Source organism: Buchnera aphidicola (Aphis craccivora), from assembly GCF_005082145.1.
GTDB classification, from domain to species: domain Bacteria; phylum Pseudomonadota; class Gammaproteobacteria; order Enterobacterales; family Enterobacteriaceae; genus Buchnera; species Buchnera aphidicola_U.
In genome coordinates, this window is sequence record NZ_CP034897.1 from 43,982 (window position 1) to 59,793 (window position 15,812).

Here is a 15,812-nt window from a genome sequence, read left to right on the forward strand (position 1 = left end):
GGGCTGGTGAATTAAAAACACCAGCCATATATGGAAGTTAATTAAATTAAATATATAATATTTTACTTAATTTCGATTTCAGCACCAACATCTTCTAAAGTTTTTTTAAGGGATTCCGCATCTTTTTTATTTATATTTTCTTTTATAATAGTTGGTGCAGATTCTACTAAATCTTTAGCTTCTTTAAGTCCTAAACCAGTTGCACTACGAACGCTTTTAATAACTGAAACTTTATTTGGACCAATAACTTTTAAAAAAACATCAAACTCTGTTTTTTCTTCAGCAGCTTGTTTTTCATTGTTGTTATTGGATTGCATGGATATATTTGCAGAAACCCCAAATTTTTTTTCCATGGCTGAAATAAGTTCTACAACATTCATAATAGACATTTCTGATACAGCTTCTAAAATTTGTTCTTTAGTAATAGACATAACAATAATTCCTAATAACAATTAGAATTACTTTAGATGTTAGTAATACATCAAAAATAATAACCTTTTTTAAGAGGTTTCTTTTTTCTGTTTTATAGCAGATAATGTATAAATAAGTTTTCCAGCAGCTGATATTTTTAATGTTAATAAAAGTTTTGCTATTGCTTCTTCATAAGTTGGCATATCTGCAAGTTGATTTATTTCTAAATTAGATAGTAGTTTACCTTCAAATGCTGCTCCTGTAATTTTAAATTGTTTGTTTTTTTTTTCAAATTTTTTAAATAATCTTACTCCACTTCCTGGATGATGTGTAGAATAAGCTATAAAAGTAGATCCTTTTATAATTTCTTTTAAACATTCAAAAGTGGTATTTTTAATTCCTAAAGATAACAAAGTATTACGAACAATACTCATTTTTACGCCTAATTTACGCCCTGACTTTCTTAATTGATTTATTTGATTTACAGAAATTCCTTGAGAGTTTGCAATTACAGCTGATAAAGCTGAATTAGAAATTTGATTTATTTTAGAAACAATTGTTTTTTTTTTATCAAAATTTAACGCCATTTTATCGTATTCTCCTAGATTTTTATTTAGAGAAAAGATTTTTTAATCAAGTATACTAAGTAATGATTGGGATGAATATTATTGTTTCTTTATGAATATAAAAAATTTATTGAAATAAATTTTAAATTTTTAAAAAAGGGGATACCATTATAAATAATTTTTTTTCTATCGTAAAGTAAAAACATTTCGTTCTTATAAAGATAAGTTTGATTGATCTACAGTTAAACCAACTCCCATAGTACTAGATAAGACAATTTTTTTTATGTATATTCCTTTAGCTTGAGGTGGTTTTGCTTTTTTTATTGATTCTAAAAAAGTGTTGAAATTATCTTTTATTTGACTTTTTTTGAAGTTAATCTTTCCAAGAGTAGCATGAATAATGCCGTTTTTATCATTGCGATAACAAATTTGTCCTGTTTTTGCATTTTTAATTGCTTCAGAAATATTTGTTGTAACTGTACCTAACTTAGGATTAGGCATTAATCCACGGGGCCCTAATATATGACCTAGTTGAGTTACAACTTTCATGGCATCAGGTGATGCAATAACAGTATTAAACATAATACCTTCTTTTTTTATTTTTTCAGACAGATCTTCCATTCCAATATATTCTGCACCAGCTTTTTTAGCTATTTCAACATTTTCACCTTGAGTAAATACAGCTACTTTAATATTACGACCAATACCATGTGGTAATATAGTAGTTCCTCTAATATTTTGGTCTGATTTTTTTGGGTTTATTCCTAAATTAATAGCAATATCGATACTTTCAATAAAATTTACTTTTGATGAATTTTTTAATAATTCAATTAATTCATCAATATTATATAGTTTGTCAATTTCAATATTTTTTTTTATTTTATTCATACGCTTAGAAATTTTAATCATAATTAATCCTCGATGATTAAGCCCATAGATTTAGCTGTTCCTTTAATAGATTTAATCATATTTTGAATGTTTGAACCTGTCATATCCTTTTTTTTAATTTCAGCTATTTCTTCAATCTGTAATTTTGTTATTTTACCTTTCATTTCTATTTTTGGTTTACTAGATCCAGATTTAATTCCAGCGGCTTTTTTTAACAAAATAGAAGCCGGAGGTGTTTTAGTTATAAATGTGAATGAACGATCAGAATATACTGTTATAATTACTGGTATAGGTAATCCTTTTTCCATATTTTCTGTTTGTGCATTAAATATCTTACAAAATTCCATAATATTTACTCCTTTCTGTCCTAATGCAGGTCCTATTGGAGGACTTGGATTTGCCATTCCAGCAGATACTTGAAGTTTTATGTAAGATTGTATTTTTTTTGCCATTTCAATTTTCTCTTTAGTGTTTAATAAAAATTTTTTTAATTTTTTTCAACTTGTCTAAAATCTAATTCTACAGGAGTAGACCTACCAAAAATAGATACAGATACTTTTAACCTGCTTTTTTCGTAATCTACCTCTTCTACTACCCCGTTAAAATCAGCAAAAGGACCGTCGTTTACTCGAATCATTTCCCCAGGTTCGAATAAAGTTTTAGGTCTTGGTTTATCACCAATTTGACGGAGTCTATTAATAATAGTTTCTACTTCTTTATTACTGATTGGTGATGGTTTATCTGATTTTCCTCCAATGAAACCTAGTACTCTAGGAATATTTCTAATTAAATGCCACGTTGTATCAGTCATGATCATTTGAATTAAAACATATCCTGGAAAAAATTTATATTCGCTTTTTCTACGTTGTCCTCCTCTAATTTCAACAACTTCTTCAGAAGGAACCATTACTTCCCCAAAAAAATCATGCATTTTATTTAATTTAACATGTTCTCGTATTGATTGAGCAACACGGCCTTCAAAACCAGAAAAAGCTTGTAATACATACCATTTTTTTTTTAAATTTTCGTGCATTTTTATAGCCTTAAATTAATAATAAATGCTACTAAACGAAATATAATATTATCTAAACCCCATAAAATTAATGACATAAATATTGTCACAAAAATAATTATAAGTGTAGTATATAAAGTTTCTTTATGTTTAGGCCATATTATTTTTTGCATTTCATTTTTTGATGCATTTATATATAATAAAATATCTTTCCCTTTTTCTGTGCTAATTAAAATACCGATTGTACAGCTAATTAAAAAAATTATTAATGAAATTCGGATAAAAAAATTTATTTTACTAAAATAGCAGTCAATTAAAATACATAAAATAAAATTTATACATATAAAAATCCACTTTATTTTTTCTATATTTTTAATTTTTTTTTGCTTAGGAATTTGTATATTCATAGTTTCTCCTGCGAATTATAAAAAATAAAATAATCAAAAGAAACAATATGTTAGAATTTTTAATATTTAATTTTTTATAGTACATATTTTAAAAAATATTTTTGCCAAATTAAAATCTTTTTAGAATGTATTAATTTTAGGATTTAGAAAATTTTAAATATATTAGGTGAGATGTTTGGATTGAATATTATTTTTTGAAATTTATTTATTCATTAATGCTGATACCCAGAATTGAACTGGGGACCTCACCCTTACCAAGGGTGTGCTCTACCTACTGAGCCATATCAGCAGTTATTTTTAAGCGGTCAGCGGGAATTGAACCCGCATCATCAGCTTGGAAGGCTGAGGTAATATCCATTATACGATGTCCGCATTTTTGGTGGGAGAAGGATTCGAACCTTCGAAGTCTTAGACGGCAGATTTACAGTCTGCTCCCTTTAGCCGCTCGGGAATCCCACCTATTAAAATATTTTTGCCGGCTACCGGAATCGAACTGGTGACCTACTGATTACAAGTCAGTTGCTCTACCTGCTGAGCTAAGCCGGCTATTTAAAAATTACTTTAATAAGTAAAATAAATTTTACTTTTTAATATTATATGTTTTTTCGTTTTTATTGCAAGGTTTTTTAAAAAAATAATTTTTATACTAAATTATTAGTTAATATAATAAATAAAATAATATTTTAAGATAAAAATTTAATTAATAAATATTTTTCAGCAATTTTATCTTTCCTGAAGAATTGATAAAATCTATTTCAGGTTCTAACCATATTTTAAATTTTTTTAAAATAGATTCTTGTATTGTTTTAGCTAATTTTAGAATTTCTTTTGGTTTAGCTTTTTTACGATTAATTAATATAAGTTTTTGTTTTTTATAAATAGCTGCTCCTCCAATTTTGATATTGTTAAAATCATATTTTTCAATTAACCAAGCAGCTGATATTTTTACAGATCCATCAATTTGAAAATAATGTGGTACATTCATATACAAAGATAAAATTTTTTTTGCATCTTTTTTAGAGATAATAGGATTTTTAAAAAAGCTACCTGCATTGCCTAATTTATTAATATTAGGTAGTTTTTTTTTTCTTATTTGACATATATTGTTATATATTTGATAAGGATTTGTTTTTGTGATACTTATATTTTTAAAAAATGACTTAAAAATAATAGGATTCCATTTTTTTAATATTTTTATACCAACAGCAAGAACTGCATATCCTTTTCTATATTTATATTTAAAAATACTATCACGATAAGAGAATTTGCATAAATCTTTTTCAATCCTTATGATTTTAGAATTTTTTAAAGAAATAATATCAACATATTGACATACATTTTTTAATTCTAAACCGTATGCACCAATGTTTTGAATTGCAGCAGATCCTAAACAACCAGGAATTAATGCTAAATTTTCTAATCCAAAAAAACCCATTCTTAATGTATATTTAACTAAATCATTCCATTTTTCCCCTGAAAGTACATGTAATAACCAGAAATTTTTTTTTTCTTTAACTTTAATCCCTTTAATTCTATTAATGATAACTATTCCCTTATAATTTTCTAGAAATAATACGTTACTACCTTCGCCTAAAATGATATAAGGAATATTAGATAAATCACATTTTTTACAAATATCAATTAATGATTTAATAGTTCTAACAAAAATAATTTTTTTTGCTGTTACATTAATAGAAAATGTGTTTAAATCTTTTAAAGATTTTTGATAGATTTGATTTTTATGCATATAAATTTTTAATATTATTTAAAAAATACTATTTTAACTATAAAAGTCGTATATTTATTTATGATATTATAGATGAAATTAAAATGTTTTAGTGGAGTATTTAAAAATGCGTTTTTCAAAAAATAAATATCATAAAGATATAATTGATCAGAAATTAAACAATTTAAATAAAAAAATAAAATGTTCTTTTGAGTTTTTTCCACCTAAAAACATAGATTTAGAAGAGAAATTATTTTCTTCTGTAATTAAATTAAATGAATTAAAACCATTTTTTTTTTCCGTAACTTACGGAGCAAATAGTGGTGAACGTGAAAAAACATATAAAATTGTAAAAAAAATACATGAAAAAACAGGTGTTATAACAGCTCCCCATTTAACTTGTGTTGATTCCAGTCCAATTGAATTAGAAAAAATAGCAAAATTTTATTGGAAAAATGGTATTCGAAGTATATTTGCTTTAAGAGGAGACTCTAATAATACAGATCATTCACATCGAATGTACGCTTATGATTTAGTTATGTTATTAAAAAAAATAGCTAATTTTGATATTTCTGTGGCGGCTTATCCAGAAGTACATCCAGAATCACCAAATGCGCAACTTGATATTTTAAATTTAAAAAAGAAAATAGACGCAGGTGCTAATCGAGCTATTACTCAGTTTTTTTTTAACACTGAAAGTTATTTACGTTTTAGGGATAATTGTATTAAAAATAATATAAATGTTGAAATTGTACCAGGTATATTACCTATCTATAATTTTGAACAGTTAAAACGATTTGCTAAAATGACCAATGTTAAAATTCCATCTTGGATGTTTGAAATTTTTGATAAACTGACTGATGATGTTATGAGTCAAAAAATTATAGGTGCAAGTATAATTATAGATATAATAAAAAGTTTATCTGAAGAAGGTGTAAAAAATTTTCATTTTTATACTTTAAATCAATCAGATATAGTATATTCTATCTGTCGTTTATTTGGTTTTTAAAAATTATAAATTATTTTATTTCAATAACAAAATTTTATTATTAATTTTTTTAAAATTTTTTTTGTTGGTTCAATAAAATTACAATTTAAATATTCATTTGGATAGTGCGCTTGTTCAATTGAACCAGGGCCTAAAATTAATGTAGGTGCAATTTTTTGTAAAAATGGTGCTTCTGTACAATAATTTACGCTTATGGGTTTCATTTTACAGAATTTTTCTACTTTTTGAACTATTTGATGAGATTTAGATATTTCATATGCAGGAACAGAAAAAAAAAGATTTTTTAAAAAAATTCGATTTGGCCATTTTTGTTTGATTTTTTTTAGTTTTTCTTGTAATAGCGTTTCAAGTGTTTTTAAATTTAATTGGGGTATAGGTCGTATTTCAAAAGTTATAGTACATAATGAACAAATTCGGTTAATTGTATTACCACCTTGTATAGATCCAAAATTCATAGTTGGATATGAAATAGAAAAATCTTTATGTGTATATTTTTGTTGTAGATATTTTTTTAAGTCAATTAGTTTTTTTATTACTTTATATGCAATTTCAATGCTATTAATACCATTAGAAGGATTGCTAGAATGCCCAGTATTACCAAAAATATCAATTTTATATGAAAGATGACCTTTGTGAGCATTTACTAATTTTAAACCTGTTGGTTCACCAATAATAATACAATCTGGTTTAATGTTTGTAGATTGAGCAAAATGTCTTGCTCCAGACATATCTGTTTCTTCATTAGCAGTAGCAAGTATATAAATTGGTTTTTTAATTTTTTTTATATTGATAGAAGATATAACATCTAATAAAAAAACAAAAAATCCTTTCATATCTACTACACCTAATCCATATAATTTATTATCTTTTTCAGTTAATTTAAAAGGATCTTGATTCCATGTATTTTTATCAAAATCAACGGTGTCTGTATGTCCAGAAAATAATAAACCCCCTTTTCCTGATCCAAATGAAGATAGCATATTAAATTTATTTGTATTAGGAATATTATTTATTTGTATTGCAAAATTTAATTCTGAAAAATAATTTGCTAATAAATCAATTAAAATTTTGTTACTTTGATCTATTTTTTTATTTTCGCTACTAATTGTAGGTATTTTAACTAGTGATTTATATATTTGAATAAAAGAAGGTATTTTTTTTTTCATTTAATACAACTTATTAAAATTTTTTATATATTAAAACATATCTTACTTATAAAGTACAAATATCACGACACCAATAAAAGTGCAATATTATTTAATATTTAAATAATTTAATAAATTCATTTTTTATAATAATTTTTGTTTTTAAGGTTTTTAATTTATGTTAAATGTTTTAATTGTTGGTGCTAGTGGATATTCTGGAGCAGAATTAGTGAATTATATTAATCGTCATAAATTTGCTAAAATAAAAAAAATTTTTATTTCTAAAGATAGTATTAATATAGGAAAATCATTTTCTGATGTGCATCCAGAATATACAAATGTTATAAATTTATCATTTGAATCAATTGAAAACTTCGTTGCGATCAAAGAAAATATAGATGTCGTATTTTTAGCTACAGATCATAATGTCAGTCATACTTTAGTTCCTTTTTTTATGGAGTACAATTGTATTGTAATAGATTTGTCTGGAGCATATAGAATAAATAATATTAATATTTATTCAGAATATTATGGTTTTATACATCATTATGAAAAAATTTTGAAAAAATCTGTTTATGGATTAGCTGAATGGAATTATAACAAAATTCGAAAAGCTAAATTAATTTCAGTTCCAGGTTGTTATGCTACTTGTATACAATTAGCATTAAAACCTCTTGTTGAAACTGATCTTTTATCTAAATCATATATTCCTATAATTAATGCAATTAGTGGTGTTAGTGGGGGCGGTAGACAACCTAATATTAATAACAGCTTTTGTGAAGTTAGTTTAGCTCCATATAATATTTTTACGCATCGCCATACTCCAGAGATTACAGAACATTTAGGGATTCCAGTAATTTTTATTCCACATTTAGGTTCATTTTCACGAGGTATAATTGCGACTATCACATGTAAATTAAAAACAAATCTTAAATTAACTAAGATTTATGACATATATAATACTTTTTATAAAGATAAATCATTAATAAGAATATATAAAAATACTTTTCCGAGTATTAAAGGAATATTAAAATTACCATTTTTTGATATTGGATTCGCTATTAAAAATGAATATCTTGTTATTGTTGCGGCTGAAGACAATTTGTTAAAAGGTGCAGCTGCTCAAGCAGTGCAATGTTTTAATATTCGTTGTGGATTTTCTGAAATAGAATCAATTATTTAATGAGGTATTTAATGATGACTCCTTTAGTTATTAAATTAGGTGGAGTTCTTTTAGAAAGTGAAAATGCAATGATGGGTTTATTTAAAGCTATTCATGAGTATCAAAAATCTAATAAACGTAGTATCTTAATAATTCATGGAGGTGGGCGATTAATAGATAATTTAATGAATAAATTATCTTTACCAGTCAAGAAAAAAAATGGGCTTCGGATTACTCCTTCAGAACATATTAATATTATTACAGGTGCTTTAGCTGGAACAGCTAATAAAATTCTTTTAGCATGGGCATTAAAAAATAAAATTAATGCTGTAGGATTATGTTTATCTGATGGAAAAAGCACAAATATAGAAATACTGGATAAAGATTTAGGACATGTTGGAAAAGTTACATCAGGTTCTCCTGTTTTTTTGTTAAATTTATTTAAACAAAATATTTTACCAATTATTAGCTCTATAGGTATAACTAATGACGGAAAATTAATGAATGTAAATGCAGATTTAGCTGCAACAGCATTGGCAACTACATTACAAGCGCATTTAATTTTATTATCAGATATTAGTTCAATATTAAATGGAAAAGGTCAAAGAATTAAAGAAATAAACAGTATGCAAGCTAAAAAATTAATTTCTCAAGGAATTATTACGGATGGTATGATTATTAAAGTAAATGCAGCGCTAAATGCATCTAGAATTTTAAATCGTTCAGTAGATATTGCAAGTTGGCAAAATATAGAAGATTTAACATTATTATTTAATGGTATAAATATTGGAACACGAGTTTTGGCATAGTTTAATTCTATTAAAGGTGTTTAAAAAAGATGAATAATAATCCCGAAAAAGTTGTGTTAGCATATTCAGGTGGTTTAGATACTTCTGCAATTATACCTTGGTTAAAAGAAAATTATAAAGTTGATGTTATTGCTTTTGTAGCAGATATCGGTCAATCAAAAAATGATTTAAATAATATTGATAAAAAAGCATTGCAATCTGGTGCTTCAAGTTGTCATATTTTTGATTTAAAAGATGAGTTTATAGAAAATTATGTTTTTCCCATACTAAAAACAGGGGCTTTATATGAAGGTACTTATTTGTTAGGAACTGCATTAGCTAGACCTATTATAGCAAAAAAACAAGTAGAATTTGCTTTAAGTATCGGAGCTAAATTTTTATGTCATGGTGCAACTGGAAAAGGTAATGATCAAATTCGCTTTGAAATTGCTTATGCAGCATTAGCTCCTCATCTTCAGGTTATCGCTCCTTGGCGGCAATGGGATTTAAATTCAAGAGAATCATTGTTAAAATATTTAAGTAAAAAAAATATTTACACCACAGCAACATTGGAAAAAATTTATAGTAAAGATGAGAATGCTTTACATATTTCTACAGAAGGTGGTTTACTTGAAAATCTTTGGAATAGAACAAATGCAGATTGTTGGAGTTGGACTGTGGAGCCAGAACAAGCTCCAGAAGAACCAGAGTATATTTTATTACGTATTGTAAAAGGATCCGTAGTATCTATTAACAATAAAAACGTTACTCCTTTGCAATGTATTAATAAATTAAATAAAATAGGGTCTAATCATGCTATAGGACGATTAGATGTCGTAGAAAATAGAATTATTGGAATTAAATCTAGAGGTTGTTATGAAACTCCAGGTGGTACGATTATTAATATTGCTTTAAGAGCAATTGAACAGTTAGTTTTTGATCGAGAAAGTTTTCATTGGAGAGAAAAAATTGGTTTAGAAATGTCCTCAGTAGTTTATGATGGTCGATGGTTTACTCCAATTCGTGAATCTTTACAATCTGCAGCGGATTCATTAGCTTCTTTATTAAATGGAGAAGTAGTTTTAAAATTATATAAAGGCAGTGTAACTGCTGTTCAAAAGAAATCTTTACATTCATTATATTCTCAAGAATACGCAACTTTTAGTAAAGATGAAATTTATAAACATTCAGATGCAGAAGGCTTTATTCGTTTATTTTCTCTTTCCTCTAGAATACGTGCTTTAAATAAGTTAAAATAATTTTTATAAACAAATAGTTATTACTAAGTTAATTACTTTTAGAGAAAATATATGTCGCTTTGGGGTGGAAGATTCCTTGATGAATCTAATAAATTATTTAAAAAATTTAATGCTTCTTTATCATTTGATTACATTTTAGCTCAAGAAGATATATTTGCTTCAATCGCTTGGTCTTATGCTCTTTTTGAAACTGGTGTTTTAACTAAAAAAGAACAAGAAAAAATAGAACTTGGATTAACCTTTTTAAAACAAGAAATTTATAAAAATCCAGAACAAATTCTTAAAAGTGATTGTGAAGATATTCATAGCTGGATAGAAATAAATCTTATTAAAAAAATAGGAGAAATAGGAAAAAAACTACACACAGGTAGAAGTCGTAATGATCAGATTGCAACTGATTTAAAATTATGGTGCAAAAATAATATTCAAGTTTTATTAGAAAGTATTTTAAATCTTCAAAAACAATTTATTTTAAGCGCCGAACTACATCTTGATATTATAATTCCTGGATATACTCATTTGCAACGTGCTCAACCGATTACTTTTTCATATTGGTGTTTAGCATATGTTGAAATGTTCAAGCGTGATTTTGAGCGTTTAAAAGATACTTTAAAAAGATTAGATATCAGCCCATTAGGATCAGGTGCTTTATCTGGTACAGCATGGAATATTGATCGTGAAAAATTAGCGCTTTCTCTCGGTTTTAGTAGCGCTACTAACAATGCATTAGACAGTGTTTCAGATAGAGATTATATTATAGAGCTATTAGCATCAGCTTCAATAAGTATGATGCATTTATCTAGGTTTTCTGAAGATTTAATTTTTTTTAATTCTAGTGAAGCAAACTTCATTGAATTATCTGATTCTATTACCTCAGGTTCATCATTAATGCCTCAAAAAAAGAATCCAGATTCTTTAGAGTTAATACGTGGAAAATGCAGTCGCGTATATTCTTCTTTATTTTCTATTTTAGTTTTATTAAAAGCGTTACCACTATCTTATAATAAAGATATGCAAGAAGATAAAGAAAGTTTGTTTGATGCAATCAAAACTTGGAATAATTCTTTATTAATGGCTGGATTGGTTTTGAAAAATATAAAATTAAATCGTGTGCTATGTTATCAAGCAGCTGAAAAAGGTTATTCTAATGCTACAGAAGTTGCTGATTATTTAGTTAAAAAAGGAGTTGCTTTTCGAGAAGCGCATTATATATCTGGAAAGATAGTATTACAAGCTATAAACGAAAATAAAGCATTAAAAGATTTAGATTTATCTCAATTTCAAAAATATAATAATCTTATAGAAAATGATATATATGATCATATTACTTTAGAAGCATGTATTAAAAAACGTGTATCGAAAGGCGGGGTTTCATTGCATCAAGTTCAAGAAGCAATTAAAAAAGAAAAAATACGATTAAATATTGCATAATTTTTTTTAATTATTATAAAACAATTATAATTTTTAATTTTATATTAAAAGGCATTTAAAGTTTTTTTAAATGCCATAATCCATACTATTTAAATATAAAATTATTTTAAATTTATAAAAATAGGATTTTATTTCATGAACAATATATTATTCTTTATATCTAATAATTTAATACTGAGTACTATATGGTTTTTGTTATTTAGTATCATTATTTTTTTAATTTTTAAACAATTTTATTTAAAAGAAAAACTAATTAATAATTTTTATGCAATAGAATTAATTAACAAAAAAAATGCGAAGATTATTGATACACGTTCTTTTGAATCATATAATTCAGGTCATATTTTAAATGCTATTCATATTCCATTACAAAATATTTCTTTTAAAAAAGTTAAAGAACTTAATTTACCTGCCATTGTTCCTGTTATTCTTATAATAGATTCATCAAAAAATAATAATAAATATGTTAAGTTTTTTATAGATAATGGAATAAAAAATATTTATATTTTAAAAAATGGAATGGACTCTTGGAATATAGAAAATCTTCCTGTTATTACGAATCAAAATAATAATTATTAAATATGTAAAATAAAATTTTTAATTAAATATTATGTATCGGAATATTTCATGCCAGAAAAAAAATTAAATCAAAAAGCTTTTGCAATTCATCGAATTTATATAAAAGATATTTCTTTTGAAGCTCCTAATACGCCAGAAATTTTTGAAAAAAAATGTATTCCTACTATGAAATTTAATGTAAATACAAATATCAAACAACTAAAATTAGATATTTTTGAAATTATTTTACAAGTTAGAGTGGTAGTAAGAAGTGAAAAAGATTTAATTTTCTTGTGCGATGTACACCAAGCAGGTATTTTTCTTATTTCAAACTTTGATAAGCAAGAATTAAAATATTATATAAGTTCGTATTGTCCAAATATTTTATTTCCATATGCTAGAGCATGTATATCTAGTTTAGTATCTTATGGAAGTTTTCCGCAATTAAATCTTGCTCCTATTAATTTTGATAATATTTTAAAAAAAAATGATATTAATATAGACTAATATTTTAAATTTTAATAATATTTTTAAGGAAAAAATATGTGTTCTACAGAAATTTTAGAATTATGGAATATAATATTATACGAAGCGAAAGTCGCAGCAAAAAAAGAACCAATTTTATCTGTTTTATACGAAGAAAATATATTAAAACATGATAAATTAAGTAGCGCTTTAAGTTATATATTATCCACTAAATTATCTACTGTAGCAATTTCTGAAAAAAATATGCAAAATATTTTTAATAACATATATTTAAATGACTTTCTAATGTTAAATTTAGTAGTTAAAGATTTAAAAGCTATTTTACAAAGAGATCCAGTTGCTAATAATTATTTAACTCCTTTTTTATATTTTAAAGGTTTTCATGCATTAGAATCTTATAGAATTAGTAATTATCTTTGGAATAAAAAAAAATATGCTTTGTCAACATATTTACAAAGTAGAATTTCTACTGTTTTTTCAGTTGATATTCATCCAGCTGCATGTATTGGTTCTGGAATAATGCTTGATCATGCAACTGGTATTGTTATCGGAGAAGGAGTAATCATAGAAGATGATGTTTCAATTTTACATTCCGTTACTTTGGGTTCAACAGGTAAAAATAATAGTAAAAATAGACATCCAATAATTAGGAGCAAAGTTAGTATAGGTGCAGGAGCTAAAATATTAGGAAATATTGAAATTGGTTATGAGGCAAAAATAGGTGCTGGTTCAGTAGTTTTAAAAAATGTTCCTCCATGTGTAACAGTTGCCGGAATTCCTGCTAAAGTTGTAAATAAAACCAACAACACAGCTGTTTTTTTTAAAGAAGATCAAAACAATTTTTTAGATTGTATAAATAAATTTCAATATGGAGACGGTATTTAATATTATTTGAAATTAAAACTCCTGTGTTTTATTAAAAACATAGCTTTATATGTTATAATTATTTATTACAGAAGTTTTATTTTTTTAAATTGATTTTTTTATATATACTACTAGTCATCTAAAAAACTACGTAATACTTCTGATCTGCTTGGATGACGCAGTTTTCTTAATGCTTTTGCTTCTATTTGTCTTATTCTTTCACGAGTAACATCAAATTGTTTTCCAACTTCTTCTAAAGTATGATCGGTGTTCATATCAATTCCAAAACGCATACGAAGAACTTTAGCTTCACGAGCAGTAAGTCCTGATAAAACATCATGTGTTGCTGATCTTAAACTTTCAGATGTAGCTGAATCAAGAGGAAGCTCTAATGTAGTATCTTCTATAAAATCACCTAAATGAGAATCATCATCATCTCCTATAGGTGTTTCCATGGATATAGGTTCTTTAGCTATTTTTAAAACTTTTCTAATTTTATCTTCGGGAATTAACATTTTTTCAGAAAGTTCTTCAGGAGTTGGTTCGCGTCCTGTTTCTTGAAGTATTTGTCTAGAAATACGATTTAGTTTATTGATAGTTTCTATCATATGAACAGGGATACGAATAGTGCGTGCTTGATCAGCAATGGATCGAGTAATTGCCTGTCTAATCCACCAAGTTGCATAAGTTGAAAATTTATACCCTCTACGATATTCAAATTTATCAACTGCTTTCATTAAACCAATATTACCTTCTTGAATTAAATCTAAAAATTGTAGCCCTCTATTAGTATATTTTTTAGCGATAGAAATCACTAGTCTTAAATTTGCCTCTACCATTTCTTTTTTTGCTCTTTTAGCTTTTGCTTCTCCAATAGACATTCTTTTATTAATATCTTTTACTTCTTCAATTGTTAAACCTGTTTCTTTTTCTATATTACTTAATTTTTTTATACTTATAAAAATTCTTTCTTCAATTTCTTGTAATTTTTTAGACCATGGTTGATTTAAATTTTTTTCTTTTATAAACCAATCTATATTTGTTTTATTTCCTGAAAAAATTTTTATAAAATTTTTTTTTGGCATTTGACATTCTTCAACACATAATTTCATTATAATTCTTTCTTGTTTTCTTACTCTTTCCATCATACTACGCATATTATTAACTAAATGATCAAATTGTTTTGGAACTAATCTAAATTGTTTAAAAATTTCTGAAAGATTATAAATTTCTAATAATGAATCTTTATGATTTCTATTTTTAATTTTAATTGTATTACTTGTGTTAGTGTATTGTTTTCGTAATGCAGAAAATTTTTCATTCGCTAATTCTGGATCGATACTATTTTCTTCATCATCTTCATTATCTGCATTATCTTCATTATCTTCGTCATCTTCATCTTCTTCATGATGAGTATGAATTTCAGTATTAGAAACTTCATCTAAAAGTTCTGATCCTAAATTAATATTATTAGTAAGAGGTATTTCTTCTGCATTAGGATCAACAAAACCTATTACTATATCAGATAATCTTATTTGACCGGTTTTAATTCGATCATATTGATCTAAAAGATAAGTAATAGCTTCTGGATATTCTGATACTGAAGATTGAACTTGATTAATTCCTTCTTCAATGCGTTTAGCTATATCAATTTCACCTTCTCTGGTGAGTAATTCAACAGTTCCCATTTCTCTCATATACATACGCACAGGATCAGTTGTTCTTCCTAGTTCAGATTCAACACTTGATAAAACTTGCGCAGCTGCTTCTACTGCATCTTCATCTGTATCTGTATTTATTTCATTTAAAATTAAATCATCTGCATCAGGCGCTTCTTCGACGACTTGAATTCCCATATCATTAATCATCTGAATAATGTCATCGATTTGTTCGGAATCAATAATATCTTCTGGAAGATGATCATTAACTTCTGCGTAGGTTAAATACCCTTGCTCCTTACCATGTGTAACAAGCAGCTTAAGTTGTGACTTTGGGTTTTGCTCCATAGGAAAATATCCAAATTCTGTTAATATAATGAATATTAATTGACTATTATATAGTCAATAATGAATATATAGAATTATTTTAATTTTAAGATAT

17 protein-coding genes and 4 tRNA genes are annotated in these 15,812 nt (G+C 25.8%); 8 read left to right on the forward strand and 13 right to left on the reverse strand.

Annotated elements, in window-relative coordinates:
* Positions 1-62 precede the first annotated feature (62 nt).
* From rplL to murB, 11 genes are all read right to left on the reverse strand, one after another.
* A complete protein-coding gene (rplL, locus tag D9V60_RS00180; protein ID WP_158360360.1) occupies positions 63-431 on the reverse strand; it encodes a 50S ribosomal protein L7/L12 in 369 nt (122 codons plus the stop codon).
* Between the two features lie 69 nt (positions 432-500).
* Positions 501-998 (reverse strand): 50S ribosomal protein L10, encoded by a 498-nt coding sequence (gene rplJ / locus D9V60_RS00185; RefSeq protein WP_158360361.1) that lies wholly within the window; start codon positions 996-998, stop codon positions 501-503.
* A 192-nt stretch (positions 999-1,190) separates the two neighbouring features.
* The gene (gene rplA, locus D9V60_RS00190) at positions 1,191-1,886 is read right to left on the reverse strand and encodes a 50S ribosomal protein L1 (RefSeq protein WP_158360362.1); all 696 of its coding nucleotides are present in this window, start codon (positions 1,884-1,886) and stop codon (positions 1,191-1,193) included.
* A gap of 2 nt (positions 1,887-1,888) precedes the next feature.
* Positions 1,889-2,317, reverse strand: coding sequence for a 50S ribosomal protein L11 (rplK, locus tag D9V60_RS00195; protein WP_158360363.1), 429 nt, complete (start codon positions 2,315-2,317; stop codon positions 1,889-1,891).
* 35 nt (positions 2,318-2,352) lie between these two features.
* Positions 2,353-2,898, reverse strand: a complete 546-nt coding sequence (gene nusG / locus D9V60_RS00200; protein ID WP_158360364.1) for a transcription termination/antitermination protein NusG — start codon at positions 2,896-2,898, stop codon at positions 2,353-2,355.
* Between the two features lie 2 nt (positions 2,899-2,900).
* Entirely contained in the window at positions 2,901-3,284 is a 384-nt protein-coding gene (gene secE / locus D9V60_RS00205; RefSeq protein ID WP_158360365.1) for a preprotein translocase subunit SecE, read from the reverse strand.
* A gap of 216 nt (positions 3,285-3,500) precedes the next feature.
* A tRNA-Thr gene (locus tag D9V60_RS00210) sits at positions 3,501-3,573 on the reverse strand.
* Positions 3,574-3,584: 11 nt separating this feature from the next.
* Positions 3,585-3,656 (reverse strand) — tRNA-Gly (locus D9V60_RS00215).
* Between the two features lie 5 nt (positions 3,657-3,661).
* Positions 3,662-3,743, reverse strand: a tRNA-Tyr gene (locus tag D9V60_RS00220).
* A gap of 14 nt (positions 3,744-3,757) precedes the next feature.
* Positions 3,758-3,830: transfer RNA gene (locus D9V60_RS00225), tRNA-Thr, on the reverse strand.
* 154 nt (positions 3,831-3,984) lie between these two features.
* A complete protein-coding gene (gene murB, locus D9V60_RS00230; RefSeq protein WP_158360366.1) occupies positions 3,985-5,031 on the reverse strand; it encodes a UDP-N-acetylmuramate dehydrogenase in 1,047 nt (348 codons plus the stop codon).
* A 106-nt stretch (positions 5,032-5,137) separates the two neighbouring features.
* On the opposite strand from murB, the gene metF reads away from it, so the two are divergent.
* The gene (metF, locus tag D9V60_RS00235) at positions 5,138-6,019 is read left to right on the forward strand and encodes a methylenetetrahydrofolate reductase (protein ID WP_158360367.1); all 882 of its coding nucleotides are present in this window, start codon (positions 5,138-5,140) and stop codon (positions 6,017-6,019) included.
* Between the two features lie 20 nt (positions 6,020-6,039).
* Here the strand turns inward: metF and argE are convergent, their stop codons facing one another.
* Positions 6,040-7,185 carry an acetylornithine deacetylase gene (argE, locus tag D9V60_RS00240; protein WP_158360368.1) on the reverse strand — a complete coding sequence of 382 codons (1,146 nt, stop codon included), beginning with the start codon at positions 7,183-7,185 and terminating at the stop codon, positions 6,040-6,042.
* 157 nt (positions 7,186-7,342) lie between these two features.
* On the opposite strand from argE, the gene argC reads away from it, so the two are divergent.
* The 7 genes from argC (at position 7,343) to cysE (ending at position 13,733) form a co-directional block, all read left to right on the forward strand.
* The gene (argC, locus tag D9V60_RS00245; RefSeq protein ID WP_158360369.1) at positions 7,343-8,347 is read left to right on the forward strand and encodes an N-acetyl-gamma-glutamyl-phosphate reductase; all 1,005 of its coding nucleotides are present in this window, start codon (positions 7,343-7,345) and stop codon (positions 8,345-8,347) included.
* Positions 8,348-8,361: 14 nt separating this feature from the next.
* Entirely contained in the window at positions 8,362-9,135 is a 774-nt protein-coding gene (gene argB / locus D9V60_RS00250) for an acetylglutamate kinase (protein WP_158360370.1), read from the forward strand.
* A 29-nt stretch (positions 9,136-9,164) separates the two neighbouring features.
* Positions 9,165-10,373: an argininosuccinate synthase gene (locus D9V60_RS00255; protein ID WP_158360371.1), complete on the forward strand. Its 1,209-nt coding sequence runs from the start codon at positions 9,165-9,167 to the stop codon at positions 10,371-10,373.
* Positions 10,374-10,424: 51 nt separating this feature from the next.
* The gene (gene argH, locus D9V60_RS00260; RefSeq protein WP_158360372.1) at positions 10,425-11,804 is read left to right on the forward strand and encodes an argininosuccinate lyase; all 1,380 of its coding nucleotides are present in this window, start codon (positions 10,425-10,427) and stop codon (positions 11,802-11,804) included.
* A 135-nt stretch (positions 11,805-11,939) separates the two neighbouring features.
* Positions 11,940-12,383, forward strand: coding sequence for a rhodanese-like domain-containing protein (locus tag D9V60_RS00265; RefSeq protein WP_158360373.1), 444 nt, complete (start codon positions 11,940-11,942; stop codon positions 12,381-12,383).
* Between the two features lie 48 nt (positions 12,384-12,431).
* Positions 12,432-12,869 carry a protein-export chaperone SecB gene (secB, locus tag D9V60_RS00270; RefSeq protein WP_158360374.1) on the forward strand — a complete coding sequence of 146 codons (438 nt, stop codon included), beginning with the start codon at positions 12,432-12,434 and terminating at the stop codon, positions 12,867-12,869.
* A 36-nt stretch (positions 12,870-12,905) separates the two neighbouring features.
* A complete protein-coding gene (cysE, locus tag D9V60_RS00275) occupies positions 12,906-13,733 on the forward strand; it encodes a serine O-acetyltransferase (RefSeq protein ID WP_158360375.1) in 828 nt (275 codons plus the stop codon).
* 110 nt (positions 13,734-13,843) lie between these two features.
* Here the strand turns inward: cysE and rpoD are convergent, their stop codons facing one another.
* Positions 13,844-15,718 carry an RNA polymerase sigma factor RpoD gene (rpoD, locus tag D9V60_RS00280; RefSeq protein ID WP_158360376.1) on the reverse strand — a complete coding sequence of 625 codons (1,875 nt, stop codon included), beginning with the start codon at positions 15,716-15,718 and terminating at the stop codon, positions 13,844-13,846.
* Positions 15,719-15,812: the final 94 nt, after the last annotated feature.

What these genes read in the sequence shown, in the direction of transcription:
- rplL (WP_158360360.1), bottom strand. Translation starts at nt 431, where the DNA reads ATGTCTATTACTAAAGAACAAATTTTAGAAGCTGTATCAGAAATGTCT.
- rplJ (WP_158360361.1), bottom strand. Translation starts at nt 998, where the DNA reads ATGGCGTTAAATTTTGATAAAAAAAAAACAATTGTTTCTAAAATAAAT.
- rplA (WP_158360362.1), bottom strand. Translation starts at nt 1,886, where the DNA reads ATGATTAAAATTTCTAAGCGTATGAATAAAATAAAAAAAAATATTGAA.
- rplK (WP_158360363.1), bottom strand. Translation starts at nt 2,317, where the DNA reads ATGGCAAAAAAAATACAATCTTACATAAAACTTCAAGTATCTGCTGGA.
- nusG (WP_158360364.1), bottom strand. Translation starts at nt 2,898, where the DNA reads ATGCACGAAAATTTAAAAAAAAAATGGTATGTATTACAAGCTTTTTCT.
- secE (WP_158360365.1), bottom strand. Translation starts at nt 3,284, where the DNA reads ATGAATATACAAATTCCTAAGCAAAAAAAAATTAAAAATATAGAAAAA.
- murB (WP_158360366.1), bottom strand. Translation starts at nt 5,031, where the DNA reads ATGCATAAAAATCAAATCTATCAAAAATCTTTAAAAGATTTAAACACA.
- metF (WP_158360367.1), top strand. Translation starts at nt 5,138, where the DNA reads ATGCGTTTTTCAAAAAATAAATATCATAAAGATATAATTGATCAGAAA.
- argE (WP_158360368.1), bottom strand. Translation starts at nt 7,185, where the DNA reads ATGAAAAAAAAAATACCTTCTTTTATTCAAATATATAAATCACTAGTT.
- argC (WP_158360369.1), top strand. Translation starts at nt 7,343, where the DNA reads ATGTTAAATGTTTTAATTGTTGGTGCTAGTGGATATTCTGGAGCAGAA.
- argB (WP_158360370.1), top strand. Translation starts at nt 8,362, where the DNA reads ATGACTCCTTTAGTTATTAAATTAGGTGGAGTTCTTTTAGAAAGTGAA.
- D9V60_RS00255 (WP_158360371.1), top strand. Translation starts at nt 9,165, where the DNA reads ATGAATAATAATCCCGAAAAAGTTGTGTTAGCATATTCAGGTGGTTTA.
- argH (WP_158360372.1), top strand. Translation starts at nt 10,425, where the DNA reads ATGTCGCTTTGGGGTGGAAGATTCCTTGATGAATCTAATAAATTATTT.
- D9V60_RS00265 (WP_158360373.1), top strand. Translation starts at nt 11,940, where the DNA reads ATGAACAATATATTATTCTTTATATCTAATAATTTAATACTGAGTACT.
- secB (WP_158360374.1), top strand. Translation starts at nt 12,432, where the DNA reads ATGCCAGAAAAAAAATTAAATCAAAAAGCTTTTGCAATTCATCGAATT.
- cysE (WP_158360375.1), top strand. Translation starts at nt 12,906, where the DNA reads ATGTGTTCTACAGAAATTTTAGAATTATGGAATATAATATTATACGAA.
- rpoD (WP_158360376.1), bottom strand. Translation starts at nt 15,718, where the DNA reads ATGGAGCAAAACCCAAAGTCACAACTTAAGCTGCTTGTTACACATGGT.